This is a genomic window from Shewanella sp. 0m-8, from assembly GCF_052977265.1.
In genome coordinates this window covers 73449-90917 of the sequence record NZ_JBRIMB010000009.1, presented here as the reverse complement: position 1 = coordinate 90917, position 17469 = coordinate 73449, and the positions used below count along the sequence as shown (strand labels likewise).

Annotated in this window: 19 protein-coding genes; 1 reads left to right on the top strand and 18 read right to left on the bottom strand. The window is 43.2% G+C overall.

From position 1 onward, the window contains the following. Positions 1–56: 56 nt before the first annotated feature. From ACVBIO_RS06560 to ACVBIO_RS06520, 9 genes are all read right to left on the bottom strand, one after another. Positions 57–1205, bottom strand: coding sequence for a DUF4401 domain-containing protein (locus ACVBIO_RS06560; RefSeq protein ID WP_447162875.1), 1149 nt, complete (start codon positions 1203–1205; stop codon positions 57–59). Beyond that, positions 1205–2284 (bottom strand): DUF2157 domain-containing protein, encoded by a 1080-nt coding sequence (locus ACVBIO_RS06555; protein WP_447172239.1) that lies wholly within the window; start codon positions 2282–2284, stop codon positions 1205–1207. Before ACVBIO_RS06555 ends, ACVBIO_RS06560 begins: the two co-directional genes overlap by 1 nt. Positions 2285–2426: 142 nt before the next feature. Next, positions 2427–3578: an AI-2E family transporter gene (locus ACVBIO_RS06550; RefSeq protein WP_447172238.1), complete on the bottom strand. Its 1152-nt coding sequence runs from the start codon at positions 3576–3578 to the stop codon at positions 2427–2429. Position 3579: 1 nt separating this feature from the next. Further along, complete coding sequence (locus ACVBIO_RS06545; protein ID WP_447161994.1) at positions 3580–4257, bottom strand: potassium channel family protein; 678 nt, start codon at positions 4255–4257, stop codon at positions 3580–3582. 329 nt (positions 4258–4586) lie between these two features. Then, a complete protein-coding gene (locus ACVBIO_RS06540) occupies positions 4587–5846 on the bottom strand; it encodes an ABC transporter permease (protein ID WP_447172262.1) in 1260 nt (419 codons plus the stop codon). Positions 5847–5896: 50 nt separating this feature from the next. Then, on the bottom strand, positions 5897–7057 hold the full coding sequence (locus tag ACVBIO_RS06535) for an efflux RND transporter periplasmic adaptor subunit (protein ID WP_447172261.1): 1161 nt from the start codon (positions 7055–7057) through the stop codon (positions 5897–5899). A gap of 68 nt (positions 7058–7125) precedes the next feature. Next, entirely contained in the window at positions 7126–8292 is a 1167-nt protein-coding gene (locus ACVBIO_RS06530; protein WP_447161993.1) for an efflux RND transporter periplasmic adaptor subunit, read from the bottom strand. Then, on the bottom strand, positions 8289–9422 hold the full coding sequence (locus ACVBIO_RS06525; protein WP_447172237.1) for an HlyD family secretion protein: 1134 nt from the start codon (positions 9420–9422) through the stop codon (positions 8289–8291). The genes ACVBIO_RS06530 and ACVBIO_RS06525 overlap by 4 nt, the downstream gene beginning before the upstream one ends. After that, positions 9412–10098 carry an ABC transporter ATP-binding protein gene (locus ACVBIO_RS06520; RefSeq protein ID WP_447161991.1) on the bottom strand — a complete coding sequence of 229 codons (687 nt, stop codon included), beginning with the start codon at positions 10096–10098 and terminating at the stop codon, positions 9412–9414. The genes ACVBIO_RS06525 and ACVBIO_RS06520 overlap by 11 nt, the downstream gene beginning before the upstream one ends. 387 nt (positions 10099–10485) lie before the next feature. On the opposite strand from ACVBIO_RS06520, the gene ACVBIO_RS06515 reads away from it, so the two are divergent. Next, positions 10486–10704: a DUF7661 family protein gene (locus ACVBIO_RS06515; RefSeq protein ID WP_447172236.1), complete on the top strand. Its 219-nt coding sequence runs from the start codon at positions 10486–10488 to the stop codon at positions 10702–10704. Here the strand turns inward: ACVBIO_RS06515 and ACVBIO_RS06510 are convergent. The 9 genes from ACVBIO_RS06510 to ACVBIO_RS06470 form a co-directional block, all read right to left on the bottom strand. Continuing rightward, positions 10696–11085 carry a hypothetical protein gene (locus tag ACVBIO_RS06510; protein WP_447161989.1) on the bottom strand — a complete coding sequence of 130 codons (390 nt, stop codon included), beginning with the start codon at positions 11083–11085 and terminating at the stop codon, positions 10696–10698. The genes ACVBIO_RS06515 and ACVBIO_RS06510 overlap by 9 nt on opposite strands. Before the next feature lie 254 nt (positions 11086–11339). Further along, positions 11340–11744: a hypothetical protein gene (locus tag ACVBIO_RS06505; protein WP_447161988.1), complete on the bottom strand. Its 405-nt coding sequence runs from the start codon at positions 11742–11744 to the stop codon at positions 11340–11342. A 215-nt stretch (positions 11745–11959) separates the two neighbouring features. Continuing rightward, the gene (locus ACVBIO_RS06500; protein WP_447161987.1) at positions 11960–12562 is read right to left on the bottom strand and encodes a GNAT family N-acetyltransferase; all 603 of its coding nucleotides are present in this window, start codon (positions 12560–12562) and stop codon (positions 11960–11962) included. Positions 12563–12664: 102 nt separating this feature from the next. Continuing rightward, positions 12665–13213 (bottom strand): NAD(P)H nitroreductase, encoded by a 549-nt coding sequence (locus ACVBIO_RS06495; protein ID WP_447172235.1) that lies wholly within the window; start codon positions 13211–13213, stop codon positions 12665–12667. 253 nt (positions 13214–13466) lie between these two features. Next, positions 13467–14060 carry an HvfX family Cu-binding RiPP maturation protein gene (locus tag ACVBIO_RS06490; RefSeq protein ID WP_447161985.1) on the bottom strand — a complete coding sequence of 198 codons (594 nt, stop codon included), beginning with the start codon at positions 14058–14060 and terminating at the stop codon, positions 13467–13469. Between the two features lie 88 nt (positions 14061–14148). Beyond that, positions 14149–14991 (bottom strand): DUF6279 family lipoprotein, encoded by an 843-nt coding sequence (locus ACVBIO_RS06485; protein WP_447172234.1) that lies wholly within the window; start codon positions 14989–14991, stop codon positions 14149–14151. A gap of 209 nt (positions 14992–15200) precedes the next feature. Then, positions 15201–16268, bottom strand: coding sequence for a phosphotransferase (locus tag ACVBIO_RS06480; protein ID WP_447172233.1), 1068 nt, complete (start codon positions 16266–16268; stop codon positions 15201–15203). After that, complete coding sequence (gene pnuC / locus ACVBIO_RS06475) at positions 16269–16931, bottom strand: nicotinamide riboside transporter PnuC (RefSeq protein ID WP_447161982.1); 663 nt, start codon at positions 16929–16931, stop codon at positions 16269–16271. A gap of 132 nt (positions 16932–17063) precedes the next feature. Beyond that, entirely contained in the window at positions 17064–17324 is a 261-nt protein-coding gene (locus ACVBIO_RS06470) for a hypothetical protein (protein WP_447161981.1), read from the bottom strand. Positions 17325–17469 lie beyond the last annotated feature (145 nt).

The window sequence follows — 17469 nt, the reverse complement described above, 5'->3', positions numbered from 1 at the left end:
TACAACTTTTATACAGCATGTTTAACGATTCTGAACCAGCACGCTTATAAACCGCTTTATGCATTACTACCCGACTCAGTATTAGGTAATATTTTACCCAAGAGTAGCTTAGCCACTAGCAATATGACCCCAAGTGCCAATAGCCAAATCGATTTCTCCAGCAGCGTGACTTGCATGCTGTAATAGTACCAAGCGACAAAACTTACGATCCCCAGCAGTCCAAGGGAGAAAATAAGTCTTTCTCCAACATAGAAGCCAACAATCAAGATAAGCACTGCACTTAACAGACCCACCATCGGGATAGAGAGCGCCGCGAGTAATACCATAACCAGCATACTAATGAGCCCTTGTTTGCTATTGAGAGATAGTGATAACGAGCCAAAAATGTTAATCAGCAAAGCCATGGTAATAATGAGTGTCGTACTGACCGACAAGGCATTCGCCCAATTCGCTAGCACAGGAAACGCATTTTCTAGGGCGATACTCGTATGCCCAATCATTAACGGCAGTTGAATTAACACCATCCACAACGCCAACATATAACCCATAGCGCTCATTCTGGCAAAATGCTGCCCCGTGTTAGCGTGAGTTAGCCAAAGCCCGACAAACATTAGGTTGATGATGACTGGCATTAATTCCAGTAGCTGTAACTCATAGCCAATACCAATCACACAAGCTAGCACACCAAAGCTCATGACACATTGATGGCTATAGTGCTCAACTAAAAGCCAGTTAAGCATCAATATGGAGCCGAATGCTAAAAACCAACCTAGTCCAAAATCGTCGCTAAACCAACCTGTTATGCCATAACCTAGAGATAATAATCCACACAAACTGAGTGCTAATGCCATCTGATTTAAAAACAGCTGCGAGGGGCTTAAACGATAAACCAATATAGCCAGACCGCTGTAAAATAGACCAATAATAGTCGCAAAAGTGGTATCAAGATCATCGAAGAACAGGCTGAAAAAACTGATGGTAAAAGCTAATATAAATAGCGAGGCCACCCAGGCAGCCAGCGACTGCATCAATTGTATATACCAAGGGCTATTGGGCGTTAATGAAGGTAAGTCTGATTGAGTACTCCCCCCGTTAGTGGATAACTTTCCCTCAATTAAGCCAAGTGCATTCAACTCAGCCCAAAGTTTACCTTGGGCTAATACGTCTTGAGCCACAAACCGACCGGCGAATAATTTATCTAGCATCAAGACAGCCCTTCTACGCTAAAAGCCTGATGACGCTGTTTGAGCCACAGAGTCACTGCCGTTGTGGAGCCGATAATGCTCAGTCCAAGCACTAAAAATAGGCCTATAGGATCGTTGCCCTCTAGGACTAAACGGGCAAGTAGGCTATTAACAACGGCAACAAGACTAAAGCTGCCAATAGCGAGTACAAAGATATCTTTAAGCACAAAGTTATAGAGAACATAGCCCGCACCAATAAAAGCAACATAGCCAAAGAACCATAAACCGTTGCCCCAATCGAATAGAGTCTCAATGACTAATGCTGTAATACAGACCACACTGATTAGTATGCTGAGTTGTTGAAACACTGGCGCGTCATATCGATTGGGCTCATAGCCTAAACTTTGGTTATGCTGTAAATGTTGTTCACATAGCGAGCTCTGGTTAAATAAGCCAAGCTTGCCACTGAGCAACAAACAACAGAAATGCAGTAATAGGTTAAGTAAAAATAGTGCCTTTAAAGATAAATTGAAAATGAATAAATGCGCAATCATGCCCGGAAAAGTCTGGTAATAAAGAACCAAAGTCAGATTAACGAGTAAACCCAATAACAGCCATAACAGCTCAGATCCAGCGACCCAAGCTAGCGGTAAAACAAACAATGCCCAAAGTGCAAACAACTGCCACGGATCAGCTCCCGTTTGATAGGTTTGCCCAACCAAAGCCAAAAGGCTGCCGATAATAATGGCGGCGGCCAATAACACCGCATTTGCCGCAGTATAGCCAAAGCCTAACCCTGCACCTCGCTTTCTTGCCCGAAGGTGCTGCACAAGATAAATAAGCAAAGTAACTATCAATGCGCCCTCAACCACAGCAAAACGCGCAAGTTTACCCATAGATTGCCAGTTAGCGGCCACAAAAAAGACCACTCCAGCACCTAGAAATAATCCAGATAGCCAAGTGAGCAACACATTGGTTAACGCTTGCCATTGCCCCCTCGTTGGAGTTTGGCACGCTAAGGATAAGGCCTTGGGCATACTCTCTTGCGTTATCAAGGCTTGTTCAAACCAGCGCCATAACGCAGATTTAAAATTATTCACTCACTTGTTCCCTAACATAAATTTAATCAGAAAAAAATTTCTGCTTCAATATCTTATACCGATTTACATATTACTATCTTAGATCCGTTAACCAAAATAAAAAGGGTGCACTATGGCACCCTTTACTTGTTACGGACGAAGTTTATTCATCAGCCCCGCCATAAGCTGGCGCACTCACAGGTTTAGCGTCAGGATCTGTAACGGGTTGAGCATCTGGGGCTTGTCCCTCTTCGGTTTTGAGCCAAGTTATAAATAACTCATACCAAATAGCCAAGATTACCGACCCTAAGAACAAACCTATGATCCCAGCGGTGATCATACCGCCAATCGCGCCGATAAGAATGACCGGCATTGGCACATCGACCCCACGTCCCATCAGCATAGGTTTTAGGAAACTATCAGAAACGCCTGCAATCAATACCCAAACAGTAAAGATGGTAGCTGGGGTTGAATCATGAGTTGAAAATACATAGAAAATAAGCGGCAATACCACTAACAGTGGTGGCAGTTGCGCGATACCGAGAATAAACACAATAAAGGTAAATATTCCCGCAGCAGGAATACTAAAGGTAAATAATGCAGAGCCAATTAAAATACTTTGAATAAACGCAACGCCAACCACACCCAGTAATACACTACGGATCGTGGCTGCAGTTAAACTTGTCCACTCTTCACCGTGCTTACCTACTACTTTTACCGCCACGGTGCTGACTGCTGCTGCAGATTTCTCGGCATGCGCCATAAAGCCACCAGCAATGGCCAGTGAAATGATAAACATCACTAAAGACCCTAAGCTACTACCTAGCATACCCGCCGCTGCACTGACGCCTGTTTTAATTTGGGGTAAAAAGTGCAGTACCGCCTTCTCTAAATTAGTCGCAAATAATGCCCAAATATCATAAAGTTTATCGCCTATAAGCGGAATGTCTGCAATTTTTTGTGTTGGCCCAGGAATATCAACTTCACCAGACTGTAGCACTGTAATGATGTGTGACACCCCATCGAAAATTGAGCTTGAAACAATCCAGAAGGGTGCAATAAGCAACAGTATTCCTGCCAAAGCGAGAATCGTTGATGCAAGCCCTCGGCGCCCTTTTAATGCCTTTTCAAGCTTTTGCGTCATTGGCATAAGGGCAACTGCAATAATAGCTCCCCAAAGTACAGGGATAATAAATGGCTTGATGATATCTAAAGTCCAAACAACCAGAATAAACAGTAAGCCAATCCTTATTGCCGATTCCATCATATTGTTGATGAACAACTTACTTTGGGTATGCTGCATAGGGTTTTCCATATTAACCTTCCTGTTGTGTTTCTTTTTGAGCTAATCCAGCGCTCACTAAACTTGCAACGACAATTGCCATATAAAACACGCCTGCAATCGCCTCCATATATACCGCAACTTGTGCAAAAGGCGTATTAGGGCTGATATCGCCATAACCTAAAGTGGTTAACGTGACAAAGCTAAAATAAGCCATTTGTGAAAAATTTTGTCCCCAAACACTATGCTCAATACCTGAAAAAGCGTGAGGCGATAATGCTAAAATTAAGAGATATACCAAAGCCCACATCAAGCCTAGCAGTAAAAAAAGCGCAATAGAGCCGACGACCTTGTTGCCATCAACTGAACCAGAAAATAGGATTTGCTGAGCGATAGAGCTAAAAGTGCCCCAGAAAAAGACAAACATAAGGCCAAGCATAAAGAGATCAACATGTGGTACTGACATAAATTTTTTGACGGCCGCCGCCAAAAGCCAAACAATGATAAGCCCCTGCATAAAGCGCTTCCAGCGCTTATCGACCCCGAGACTGACCACACATACCCAGAAAGTAACGGCAATAATGACCTCAAGTATGGACTCTAGCATACCATCAGCGACCGTTTTGACTAATGAGGCACTAAGCAGCAACACCACTAGCGCTGCTGTCATATAGTAAAAGTTATTATCTTTTGTGATTATATTTCTGAACAATCTGTCGAGTCCCTGTCAGTTATCATTTTACCGGCCATATAACCAGCGGTTCAGCTTAGCTAATGCTTCCAATACAATAGCTTAATTTATCCTCAAATGCCGAAACTTTTAACATTCTGATAAAGATTTCATCTACGTTAATATGTCAAAAATAGCCGCAATTTCATAGCCATGTCAGTATTGACATTAAAAACACAAAAAATAACCCGCGATAAAAACTGCGGGTTATTAATACTAACGAACGACTTTAACAAGGCTATTTACTTACGCTTTTCACTCACATTTTTTACTAAAAAATTATAAAACCAGCAAAAAACAGTGATAACAGCTTAATCCCGTTGCAGCGCAACAATAGGGTCAAGCTTAGCCGCTTTATTGGCTGGGTATAAACCAAAGCCAACGCCTATCGTCATACACACACCGAGTGCCAGCAGTATGGAGAACGGTGACCAGGCTACAGGCCAGCCAGCAGCAGACGAGATAATTAGCGCCAGCAATAACCCAACTCCGATACCAATAATGCCGCCCGTCGCCGAGATAGCAATGCTCTCAATCAAGAACTGACGAGCAATATCCTTACGTTTAGCGCCTAAAGCACGTAACAGACCAATTTCGCCTGTTCGCTCTAAAATAGTCGCGAGCATAATATTCATAATACCTATACCACCGACCAACAATGAAATGCCTGCAACACAGGCCATCACAATATTGAAGATCTGCTGGGTCTTTTGATGTTGAGCCAGTAGATCTGCTGGAACCACCACATCAAAATCTTTCTCACCACCGTGGCGCCTATTTAGCAGGTGTTGCAAACTTTTGGCAGCAAGCGAAGGGGCTACTCCATCAGCTAAAGCCAACTTAAACGCATCAAGTTCACTCTCTAAACTCTTAAATTGCATTTTTTTAAGCGCTGTCGTTAATGGAATAAAGACTTGGTTACGCTCCCCACCAAGCTTCACGCCTTGAATGCTAGACTTAGAGCCCTCTTTTTCTGATAACACGCCAACAACGGTAAACCATTGATGGTTTACTTTAATCAGGCTGTTTATCGCATTGCCCTGAGGAAATAAACTTCTGGCAGCTTCTGGCCCCAATACCGCAACCTGTTGATAGTAAGCTTCATCAGTATCATTGAGTGTTCGTCCCTCACCTAGCGGCAGTGAACTCAGCTCGAAATAACTGGGAGTGACTCCAACCACTTTTGCATCGCTGCGGCCTTTGAGGCTAAACAGGCTGAACACTTTTACGTACTTCTCAGCACTCCAATTCTCAACAAATGGCAAGGTATCACGAGCACTTTCGATATCTCTCAGGCTTAATCCAATGCTGTGTTCTCGTATAGACTTAAGCGCCTCACCTTCGGCGCTACGTGCGTTAACGACTAAGTTTTTAACCCCCATAGACTCAATCATTTTTAATGCTTCGCGCTCCGCCCCTTCGCCAACACTTAGCATAGCGATAACCGCACCGACACCAAAAATCATACCGAGCAAAGTTAAAGAAGTGCGTAATTTATGGTGACGCATTTCATCGAACGCTTGTTTAATCCCTTCCCAATATACGGCAATAGGCACAGATGACTTATTCATAACGTCCTTTTTAAGTGGTTTGACTAGGCTCACCGAGGCTCTGTTAGCGGTCATACACGATTCCTCTTCGGTGGTGTGGTCAATGCAATGGTATCCCCTTGCTTCAAGCCTTCGGTGATCACGGTTCGATTCAAGCTGCGATTACCAAGTTTAACGCTTTGCTTAGCAAAACCAGCCGATGTTTGTAAATAGACCCAATACTCACCTGACTTTTGGAACAGAGCTTGGTTTGGCACGGTAATCACATCTTTAAGATCAAGTGCGTGTACCATGGCATTCACTTGTCTGCCTGGTTGCATAATTGCAGTTAAGGTTTTATCTAAAGTGACTGTGACCTCAAAATAATTAACTGGGCTGTCCTGCTCTTTAGCTTTTGCCAATGCATCGAGCTGCGTTAAGGTACCGTTTATTGCAAATTCTGGATATGCATCAAGATATAACGTCACAGCCTTGCCTATAGCCAAACCCAAGGCTTCTGATTCAAGCACATGCAATTTAGCCTGCATCTTTGAAGTGTCAGGAAGTAAGCCGATGGCCATACCTGACCACATCATGTCGCCAGCAGCGGGCAACTTGCCATTCCAACCCGTTTGCGCGACAAAAATGCCGTCATGAGGCGCAACAATCTCCATCTGCTTTAGATTACCGGTATAACGGTTCATCTTGGCCTGATGGCCTTTTTGCTTTAACTTGATGAGCTCTTGTTCTGCTTGGGCTTGAGAACCATGCTGACTCAGCCCCCAATCATAAAAGTCCATTTTGGCTTCAAGGTAATCTTGATTGCGCATCTGATCGATAATATCGATTTTGGTATAAACTCGTTCATCGTCACTGAAAAATTGTTCGGCTAAATCTTGCTCCTGCGCGGTCAGTTTTGTATCAGTAGTCAAACTCTTATCGATGGTTTTATCCCTCAGGCTCTGGATCTGGCTATCGAGACCTAGACGATCATAATCGAGCGCCTCCATCTCTAAGCGGAACCGTTCTCGCGCCCCATCCATTCGTGCAACAACATCACCGGTTTTAACCGTACTGAAATTGTCCATGATCCAAGCTAAAGACTGCGGGCCTCTAAGCCCTGTAGGTACATTGACCGTAGTCGAGTTACTCGCCTCTAACTCACCCGATGCAGGAATATCAACTTTAAAGTCAGAGCGATGAACCTCAACGGTTAACACACCATTATTTGCAGGATCACTACAAGCTGTCATGACTAGCAAGCCAGTGACGAATAAAGCACGACGAACATAGCGCCTTTTATTTGTTAAATGAGTGATTATCATGGCAGCAACACCTCCTCTCCTTCCGTTAATCCTGAGGTAATTGCTACTCGCTCTTTCCCCATATCCCCTAAGCCAACATATTGTTTACTCTCGGTAAATATCCCCGGCTTTAATACATATGCTTTGCCGCGTTCATAATGCACAGCATCTAAAGACAAGAGTAATTCAGGATTGTTATTGGCGATATCGATACTTATTTTTGCGGTCATCCCTGGGCGCATCATCTCTGTATCAGGTTGCTCAATACTGGCGACAGCATCAAATATAACCAAGGGGACATCTTGATTTTTAACTCTAAACACTGCGCCAAGTTCAATTATTTTGCCGTTAAAGCTTTTCTCAGGATTAGCATCGAGACGAATTTTTAATGCTTGGCCAATCTTAACTCGCCCAGCTTCAACTTCAGGGATGGTCATGTTGACTTGCATGTGTTGCAGATCGGGAATACTTAATACAGAGTCACCGACGAAAATATTTTGTCCTTCAGCGACTTTATTGCCTTGTTGATCATTGCCATAAACCACCATACCATCTCTTGGCGCAATTAATGTCAGTGACTTTATCCCCTTTTCGAGAGCGGCGACTTCAGAGGCAAACTTTTGCTGATCACCAGCTAACATTTTCATTCTCTGTTCAGCGCTTTCGATTTCAAGCTCAATTTTTTGATTAATTAATTGAACCCTGTCTTTAGCGATAACTTCATCTTTTAGGTATTTTTGTTGATCGATAACCGAAACAGTTATATCTGAAATGTCGACTTTAAGTTGACTCTTTTCTTGTTCCATTTTGGCTTCGGCTAGCTCAAGCTTTAGCTCTTGTAACTTTTTGGCATTACGCAGTTTCGAGGTTTCGATATCTTGAATGGTGGTCGCCAAATTTGCTGCTTTCACAGAAAGCCTTTGGGTTAATGTCGAGGTATCAAGCTGAGCCACTCTATCGCCTTGCTTGACTTCACTGCCCTCTGGAGCCAACATTTTTACCTGATACTGCCACACTCGACGCAGTGCCGGCGGCCTTAAGCTCACCGTATTAGCTGAAACGAGCTCCCCCGTCACCTCAATTTGTTGCTCTAAAATCCCTGACTCAACTTGAGTCACTACATATTGGCTACAGCCAGTGAGAATTGCAGCTAACATCAATGTATTAATGGCTGTCATCTTCATGATGAAGTCACTCCCGTTTCTATTAATACGCTCGTTCCAGGAATGATCTCAACTCGCTCGTCACGGTTAAATTTAATCGACAATTTAAACCAGTTACTTTTACCCCATGCCGGTTGCTTACTGGCTTGTCGACTAATCGTGTCGACACTACCGCTTAAGGTTATTGTTGATTGAGAATCGAGCCTTAGGCGGACAGTTTCGCCAATGGTTAGACGGTCTACATCGACTTCATTGACCCATGCAATTACCTCTAAATCATCAAGTGCGGGGATATTGGCAACTTGTCTGCCTATTTGCGCGTTATCACCCACCGAGTATTTTTTGTCGCTCCAAGGATCGCGAGAATAAAGTACTGGGCCTGCAATATCGGCGTGCAGCTCAAGTTGCTCTAGTCCCGATAAGGCTTGAGATAACTCAAGTTCAGCGCGCTTTTTATCAATCGCCAACTGGGATAATGATGCTGTGCGCTTATCTTGGATCTCGGCTAAAGCTTGCTGTTTTTTGGATAATTCAGACTCGGTTTTGAGCTGATTAAATTGATTGTCAGCGTAATCTTTAGCCGCAATAAAGTCAGCCGGAATAGCGGCATCTAACTGCGCTTTTTCTAATTCAAGCCGGGCTTGCTTAAGTTCAAATTTGGCTTGTAATAACTGCGCATTGAGCTCTATCGATTGGCTCTGTTCCTGCGCAGTCACTCGTAATAAGCTCGCTTCAAGCTGCTCAATTTGATTATCAATTTCACTCTTATCGAAAATAACCACGACTTGCCCAGGCTCAGCTAAGCTCCCCTCTGGCATCATCCACTGAATTTGATAGCGCCACGTATCGCCAGCCTTTGGCACCACAAAAGCTTGTGATACGACAGAGGCGACCTGTCCTGTCAGTAACAGCGGCGTCAAATCAGCTTTGTTTAACGAGTCTACGTCAGCATAGGCTAATGAGTTATCAGAGCTCTGGTTTATTGTTTTCGTTTGAGAACTCGACAAGGCGCTAGCAAGCGACTCTGCACCAGCGGTTGCTGATACACTCACATTGACCAGCATGGCAACAGATAAGCTAAGCACCATCCGAGGGAGCACACTCTTTGCTTTGATCATGACACGGTGATTAACCAAGGTATTAAGCGGCATTGTCACCTCTTTCTTCAATTTCTACGATGTCGCCATCTCGCATACGAATAACACGCTGAGCATAGGCTGCGACTTCTTCTTCGTGAGTCACGAGAACGATGGTCTGACCCGCTTTATGTAACTCAGTAAATAGCGCCATGATCTCAACTGACGTTTTACTATCGAGTGCACCAGTCGGCTCATCGGCTAACAAAATAGCGGGACGATTAACTAAAGACCGCGCAATAGCGACACGCTGTCTTTGGCCACCAGACAGTTGGTTTGGCCTATGGTCATGTCTAGATCCTAAGCCCACTCGCTCAAGAAGTTCGTGTGCATAGTCAGTATCTTGCTGTGCATCAGCTGAAAACCTTAAAGGTAATAATACATTTTGAAGGGCCGACAAACGCGGCAGCAGATGAAAGCTTTGAAATACAAAACCAATCTCTTTATTTCGCACCGCAGACAAGGCGTCATCATCTAACTCAGCCACTTCCTGGTCATTTAGGCTGTAGTTTCCCGACGTAGGCTTATCAAGGCAGCCTATAATATTCATTAATGTCGACTTACCAGAGCCCGACGGGCCCATAATCGCAACAAACTCATTTCTTGCGATTGAGAAGCTCACCCCATTGAGCGCTTTAACTAAGCTTTCGCCCATGGGGTATTCTTTTGTTAATTGATGAACTTTAATCATAAGGTTCTCATATAGCAGAATTAGTGAAAATCATATAAATGCTTATATCATACAGATAAGTGGATATAGGCCGTTTAGATGGTCTGCAAAAAAGTGTAAATAATCGTAATACAATTGGATTAATTATCGGACAACTATTTTCACAAATTGTTTTCGGTGAAGACTAGCTTGAAAAACGCCGACTAATTAAATCTATCATTTAGAAGAGCATGAGGCGCTAGCGCGATAAAAGCTGATGGGGGGTGATGCTGAAACATTTTTCTTCCTTGCTTAACCTAAGAACATCTCAATCCATTTGAAATACTTTATACAAAATACGTAAGTTCATAGCGAAACGCAAGCACTTGCAAACCCAGTTCCGATGTCTGCGACTCAGGAGTTTCAATATTGAGAACCAAATTCGATCTGTTCGTCAAACCAATGTCAGTAGTTAGAAAAGCGCATGAATGGCATCTATTTAATAAGCCTTGCATAGGTATTCGTACCAGAGTCTATGATGTGGTTATACCAATGGATCTGAAACAAGATGAGCTAGGAACACACTTAGAAGATATCTATCATGAGCACTGCTCAATAGCCCATCGGCAAGTGACGAGGTTAACTTAACATCGCGCCCGCTAAGGTGAACAAGGATATTGGAACGAAAAATACCCACTGGAATAAATACTTAAATGGCATTTCGAGGCTACTCATAAATCCGATATAAATCTGCCATATTGCAAATAAGCCAAAGTTGAGTGCGATAAATATCAGCATGCCAAAGCTTTGCATGGCTGAAATAGCGTTAAATGAACAAGCCAGTAAGACCATGCTTGATAGCACCAGAAATACCGAAATATAATGAAAAACACAGTGCATAATCACTTTTGCCACTGGATCAAAGGCAGCAGTCTGCATTGGCTGTAAAAAGTGTTTTCGGCCGTAGGTAAAATGACCAACACACGTTAAGGCTGTAATCCCCCCAGCAATCAGCAGATAAATATTCATGAGTGACTCCCACTAAATCAACAATATTGAATCAAACCTACCGCTAAACAGAGTTTCAATTATGGTGTCCAATTTTAGAAAGCAATTATAAAAAGCAAGTTTGGATAGCAGTTATAAAAAACAAGTTTCGAAAGCACAAGTTAGAAGGCTAAAGTTTGAATAATAGACAGGATATTAGCAAAAATCATTTCACAAATTATGTAATTTACTGAGGCTAAACGTGCTCAAGTCTAGCCCCAATAAGGTGAAAATGGTTACATGGAGACCATAGTCCAATAATCGAGACGTTTCTCCGGTTCGGCTAGAATGCTCTGACAGGTCTCTTTATATTTACCCATCAGTGGGCCTAAATTTTTCGCATTTGGCATACTAGCTCGGTGCTTTTCAGCCGCTGCAGTTATCGCTGCAGAAACTTCATCTTCGGTTTTAAATTGTTGTGCAAGCTCCTTAGCTTGCTCACCAGACACCTTTAAGCGTTCAACTACCGCCGCCATCTGAGGTGCATTCATCGCAGAAATTGCCTCCGTAGCGATATGATAATAAGCCGCACAATCGGCAAGTTCGCCAACAAAGGCCTCTTCAGCCTCCCCCGCGAAACTATTAAAAGAGAGTGAGCTAGCACCGAGGATCAATAAAGCTAAATTCGTTTTTGCAAACATTGAAGGTTATCCTTTTCTTTTTAGTCGCTAATATTTAGCATTAAAACAGCTTCGAGCATCCATTTCTACTTTAGCTTTTAATGAATATCAAGAGTATAGCGAAGATAACTCGTTCTCTTTTAAAAAAGAACCAGTTTAATACTGGCTTTACTGTCATTTTAGCGATGAGTGCTCTGTACGCCATTTCTTTCATTACAACATTAGGTCGCGTTAACTCACGAAGCTTGATACCCAAGCAGTTTATCTTTCAACCCTTGCTTCACGTCATGCCATTCGGCATCGATTATCGAGTACACAACAGTGTCTCTGACAGTGCCATTACTCAAAATTTGATGATTACGCAAAATACCGTCTTGGTTAGCGCCTAACCGGCAAATCGCTTGGCGTGACACTTGGTTTTGAATATGCGTTCTAAATTCTACCGCCATTACGTCTAGAGTTTCAAAAGCGTAAGACAGTATAAGTAGCTTTGCTTCGGTGTTAACCGCGGTGCGCTGTGCACTTTTTGCGTACCAGGTGTAACCTATCTCTAAGCGGCGATGTTGCTGCTGCCAGTTACAAATACGTGTACAGCCGACTATCGCACCCGAGTGACGTTCTCGAACCGCAAAGGCTAATGCCTCTCCTCGAGCCTCTGCCTCTAACGCCGCGGTAATATAGGCTTTCATCTCGTCTGGATGAGGAGCTGATGCGTACCATATTTCCCACAAGTTCCCATCTGTGACAGCGATACTTAGCGCCGGTAAATGCTCCAATGATAAAGGTTCAAGTACTATATACTCACCAACTAAACTGGTTTCTTTTACTTCTGCGTTCACCACAACCTCCTGTATTTTTATTATTCTACGCTAGCATGGTAACAGACTCAGTTTAAGCTAACTCTTGATGAAATTAGCTCAACTCACATACGATGCAAGAATTTATAAATATCGGGCGAAACTCATGCCATCTTTTAGGGTTTTAGTGGGGGCATTGATAACCGGGGTACCTAAATAGAGAAAACCGACTATTTGATCTTTTGCTTGTAAGCCCAATAATTGATGCACCTTTGCATCGAAGGCAAATGCACCAGTACGCCAAATTCCTCCTAGCCCCTGAGCAAATGCCGCTTGCTGCATGGCCATCACTGCGCATCCTGCAGCAAGGTGTTGCTCAAACGCTGGCACTTTAGGGTGTTCAGTCACTTTAGCAACCACGGTGATCACCATTGGTGCTCTCAAAGGCATGTTTTTCGCTTTCTCGATAAAATCTTCGTCGGCGCCCTTTTCAATCAGTGCTTTTACAAACACTTTCCCTAGACGGGACAAACCATCTTCTTCGGCAATAATAAATTCCCAAGGCGTTAACCCCGCATGATCAGGTGCTCGCGTGGCAGCATCGAGGATATTTTGTAGTTGTTGTGAATTAGGTGCAGGAGTCGTCAGTCTTGGGGTTGATTGACGAGTTAAGAGTAATTCTAATGCGTCCAACTTATTATCCTTAATAGTGTTTTTACGAAAAAAAAGGGTCAAGAAACATGTACTCTTTGAGAGTATCAATTGCGCAAAAAAAATCCCACCTATTTAGTGGGATTTACCTTGTTTAATCATCGATTGATTAAAGCATTTACTCAACATAACGGCATTTATTGCTAACGGGTCGTAACGCATATAAGTTAAAAAGACGTTACCAACTCATTTAAACAAGCAGCTAGAGCACAGATGTAAACAGCCTGAGGCCCCATTAAGCCAGCCCATTACGCTTGGCAATATAATAATCAAGGCTTGTGTAACGCCCCCCGCCCATAAACAGCAATGCCAACAGCATAAACAGGTAGGTAACTGCGAACTCAATACCGTTATTCAAAATAACAAAGTTGCCTGAGCTAGTTAGCCACTCGTAATTACCATTTGCTTGTAAGATCTCTTTAGCACGCTCAAGCTTTTCAGCCGAGGCAATCACGTTATCATTCGCTAACCAAGAGCTTGGGTCGGCAATCGCTAACCAACCATTTTCGATATGTACACTAAGAGCGGCGACCAACATAGTGAACGCTAACGGAATCGAGATTAAGCGAGTCGCCAAGCCTAAAATAAGCAATGCCCCCCCCAAAAATTCGGTACCTGCAGCAAGTGCAACCATCACCTCAGGAAAAGGTAAGCCTAATCCCCAATCGGGATTACCAAACCATGCAGCGGTATCGCTGAAATGGGAAAGCTTGTTATAACCTGCTTGCATTAACACTGGCGCGAGATATAAACGCAAGGCCAGCGGCGCTATCCCTTCGCCACATTTTAGTAGCGTCAAAAATTTCTGGTAAAGTGTAACTAGTTGCATATCGTTCCCTCTTTGAATTTAATCCTCGGCTTAGCTGTATAGACCCTTACAACTTAGCCTATCTTTCAGCAAAAACGGTAAAGTTAGCTTAATCGGCCTCGCTGAGCTCATTAAGATCAACGATTAATGCATCCAGCTTCTTTTGAAAGTATCTTTTCTGGCTAGCACTTGCCAGCTGATTGAGTCGAATAAGTAATTGACCAAATTGTTCGGTATTGTTATCAAGTGAGGCTTTATATACGTCTGACTTAAGGCTGTCTGGCTGAGTGATTAACACGGTTAGGCTGTGAGATAGCGCCGCTTGGTTTTGCCGATTCTTCAGTGCTTGTGAAAATAGCCTTATCCATTCATGCCGATATTCAAGCCACATGTCTAAGCTCGATGCACGGCCTAGGTTATATTCATGTATGGCTTGCTTTTGCTTTGATGTCAGCTTCCCTATCCACTTCTTTACACGTTTGTTGATGCGTTTATCAGCCATTTCGACTAATGCCAGCCTATCTTTACCTAAATACTTTTGATTTAGCTCTTTTTCATCAACTCTAAGCTGCGCAATGATTTGTTTAACTTGTTCATCGGTAAAAGAACTTATAATCGGTACCAGAGAGGGGTTAATAAATTCAAAGCTTCTGTTCCAGTGCTGCTTTACCTGCTTAACTTGTGCAGCCCATATTGCGGGTGTCAGGCTTGCTTGTTGAAATTCAAGTGAGAGCAATGATAACTGTTTCGCGTACAAAGGAAGCTCTTCGGCTCGGTGCCAGATTAAAAACTGATTAAGTGCAGATTCAAATTGGGCTTGTTGCTGTGTGTTTAACGAGACATATTCTGCAAGTTTCCACTCTATGGCCCAATCTAAAAAATAGTAGCCCATCTTGGTCGAGCAACCCACAAGAGAGATAAGGAGTAACATCCATAAGCTAGCTTTTCTCATTGCTTCCCCTATTGTTCCAACTGTTTGGGCTTATCTTTAATCACCATATGAATATTCAGTCATTAGCGTCTTTAACCTAGCATAGAACATCGGCAGGAATTCGCTCGGTTACAACATGTGTGGGGTAATTAAGAAGCAGTGAAAAATGTAAGCGCCCGCCATCATTATTACTGATAAATTAGCTTAGCTGGCACTAAGTACAACATCCACTAGGTACAGCAAGCAATTAACGCATTATATTGCTGAGCACTGTCCAAGTAATCTTCGACTAAATGGGCTCCCTCGCCATCAGCTAACTTTGTAATTTCGCCCTCTTTTACTAAGCAATCAAATGCCATTTGTAGTGCCCAGCACACTGCAAACACCCAATAAAGATCGACGGCGGCAGTGACGGCATTTCTTGCTTTGTTATTTAGGTTCGGGTGAGCAACTAAGTAGTTGTCAATCAGCCAATGGCGCTGCTCTGATGACAGAGAATGGCTGGCAATCACGGCTGCAAGATCGCATAAAGGGTGTGAGCTACAGGCATATTCAAAATCGATGCATTTAAGCTTATCTTCAACCAGCAAAATATTATAGGGGTTCAGATCTCGGTGGCTAAACTGAAGCTGAGTCACACAAGCACCGAGGCTATCAAGCATTGTATCAATCTGATGCGACTTAGCCAAAAGCCGTTGATAAAGCTGCTGCCAACGAATCAATAGCGCCTGCTCTGCACATCTATCATCACAGCAATCATCATTAGGTGAGCCCTGTAGCCGAGATAACTGCTTGTTCATTTCGGTTAATCGCGCCAAGTATCTCTGCCACTGTGTATCAACTGTCATCACATTACTGGGCCGAGGCAATTGCTTTAATCCGTTTAATAATTCAAGCAGCTTTTGCTCGGCTTTTGGCCAGATATTATGAGTGGTACTAATTGGGTGAGCCCCATTGGCACTCATTAAGTCATTCCAGCAATCTTGCTCATTCTGGGCAAAGAACTCACTTAAATAAAATGTTTTATCGGGGCTGACATAGACAATTTGTGGTGCAAGCTGAACCTTACTTGCAAGTTGCCAATTTAACACTTCGTCCTCTCGATTACAGATCTGAGAGCTCGCCCAACTATTGACTCTTAGTACCCACTCAGATTCAGTGGACTTACTCTGATGTAAGCCACGAATGTAATAGTTTTGATTGCTTAAGCCTTGCGTCAAAGGGGCTATCAGGCTGACATTTGTCAGCCCTGACTGCGCAAGATAAGGCGCCAGAATTTGAGTTAAACCTTGAGCCATTTAGGCGGTTCCTGCCGCTAAGTCAATCTCTTGCGTGGTTTGCTGCACGTACATTTTATTGCGCCACATGTAGTAGCCAAATACAACCATCCCAAGGTAAAGTACAAACAAAATGGCGGTTAACATCAAGCCTTTACTGACATAGAGATAAATAGAAACCGCATCAATAACAAACCAATAAATCCAGTTTTCTAGGACTTTTTTTGCCACCAAGTAAGTGGTCATAACCGCAAAACAGGTCGTCGCAGCATCTAAATAGGGGAAAGCGGCTTGAGTTTGAGTTGCCATGAAATGACCGATTAAAACAGCAATCAAGCTCGTGAGCCCTATTAATTTCAAATGCGTGCTCAGCTGCCATGAAACAATGTTCACCCCATCATGCTTTTTACCGCCTCGAGTCCACATCCAATAGCCATAAACAGCCATGGCCATATAGTAAATATTAAGCACGGACTCCATCAACAACGACACTTTCCAAAACAATACGGTATAAATCGCGGTACTGATAAACGCTGCCGCCCAACACCAAATGCTACCTTTCATCGCAAAAATAAGGTAGGCCAAAGCCAGTAAGACCGCTACAGCCTCCCAGCCCGTCAACGCTTCTGCTTCACTAAAAGCGGCAGTAAAACTATTGACTAACGCTAGCCAAAACTCAGACATAAATGGTGCCCTGTATTTAACACAAGATACTTAGCACAAGAAGTTCTTGCCCTAAATCATCGTCAGATATTGTTAAACTCAACAGTGGCCAAAAGACATTCCCTATCTCTAGACCACCTCATCTAAATAAAATTATTCGCTATGACTTAAATTGAGTTCGCCACCAATAAACTTACAAACGAATACGGCTTTACCAAATTTTTCATGAGCGGCTTGCATCTCAACCGCAAGCATAGACATCACATCGCCATACTCACCAACCACCTGAGTTGCCATTGCATTGGTCACTCGCTGTATGTTGTCGTAAGAATCCACTCGCGCAATAAACCATTTAATCGGGTCTAAATAGTTATCTTGAAGCGGGTAGCAACTAATTTCTGCTGTTAATTTCATGGTATTGACCTCAGCCACCCTATGGTGGCTCAATTTGACTATATTAAGTAAATCGGTATTCAGTAAATGGGTGATTAACTTAACCATTAATCACTCTTCACTTATGCTTTAAAAATCTTGAATCACACTTGTAATTACACGCGTG

Excerpts from the sequence above, each read along its gene's own strand:
- ACVBIO_RS06560 (WP_447162875.1), bottom strand. The coding sequence starts at position 1,205 with ATGCTAGATAAATTATTCGCCGGTCGGTTTGTGGCTCAAGACGTATTA.
- ACVBIO_RS06550 (WP_447172238.1), bottom strand. The coding sequence starts at position 3,578 with ATGGAAAACCCTATGCAGCATACCCAAAGTAAGTTGTTCATCAACAAT.
- ACVBIO_RS06540 (WP_447172262.1), bottom strand. The coding sequence starts at position 5,846 with ATGAATAAGTCATCTGTGCCTATTGCCGTATATTGGGAAGGGATTAAA.
- ACVBIO_RS06535 (WP_447172261.1), bottom strand. The coding sequence starts at position 7,057 with ATGACAGCTTGTAGTGATCCTGCAAATAATGGTGTGTTAACCGTTGAG.
- ACVBIO_RS06530 (WP_447161993.1), bottom strand. The coding sequence starts at position 8,292 with ATGAAGATGACAGCCATTAATACATTGATGTTAGCTGCAATTCTCACT.
- ACVBIO_RS06525 (WP_447172237.1), bottom strand. The coding sequence starts at position 9,422 with ATGCCGCTTAATACCTTGGTTAATCACCGTGTCATGATCAAAGCAAAG.
- ACVBIO_RS06520 (WP_447161991.1), bottom strand. The coding sequence starts at position 10,098 with ATGATTAAAGTTCATCAATTAACAAAAGAATACCCCATGGGCGAAAGC.
- ACVBIO_RS06510 (WP_447161989.1), bottom strand. The coding sequence starts at position 11,085 with ATGAATATTTATCTGCTGATTGCTGGGGGGATTACAGCCTTAACGTGT.
- ACVBIO_RS06505 (WP_447161988.1), bottom strand. The coding sequence starts at position 11,744 with ATGTTTGCAAAAACGAATTTAGCTTTATTGATCCTCGGTGCTAGCTCA.
- ACVBIO_RS06490 (WP_447161985.1), bottom strand. The coding sequence starts at position 14,060 with ATGCAACTAGTTACACTTTACCAGAAATTTTTGACGCTACTAAAATGT.
- ACVBIO_RS06485 (WP_447172234.1), bottom strand. The coding sequence starts at position 14,991 with ATGAGAAAAGCTAGCTTATGGATGTTACTCCTTATCTCTCTTGTGGGT.
- ACVBIO_RS06480 (WP_447172233.1), bottom strand. The coding sequence starts at position 16,268 with ATGGCTCAAGGTTTAACTCAAATTCTGGCGCCTTATCTTGCGCAGTCA.
- pnuC (WP_447161982.1), bottom strand. The coding sequence starts at position 16,931 with ATGTCTGAGTTTTGGCTAGCGTTAGTCAATAGTTTTACTGCCGCTTTT.
- ACVBIO_RS06470 (WP_447161981.1), bottom strand. The coding sequence starts at position 17,324 with ATGAAATTAACAGCAGAAATTAGTTGCTACCCGCTTCAAGATAACTAT.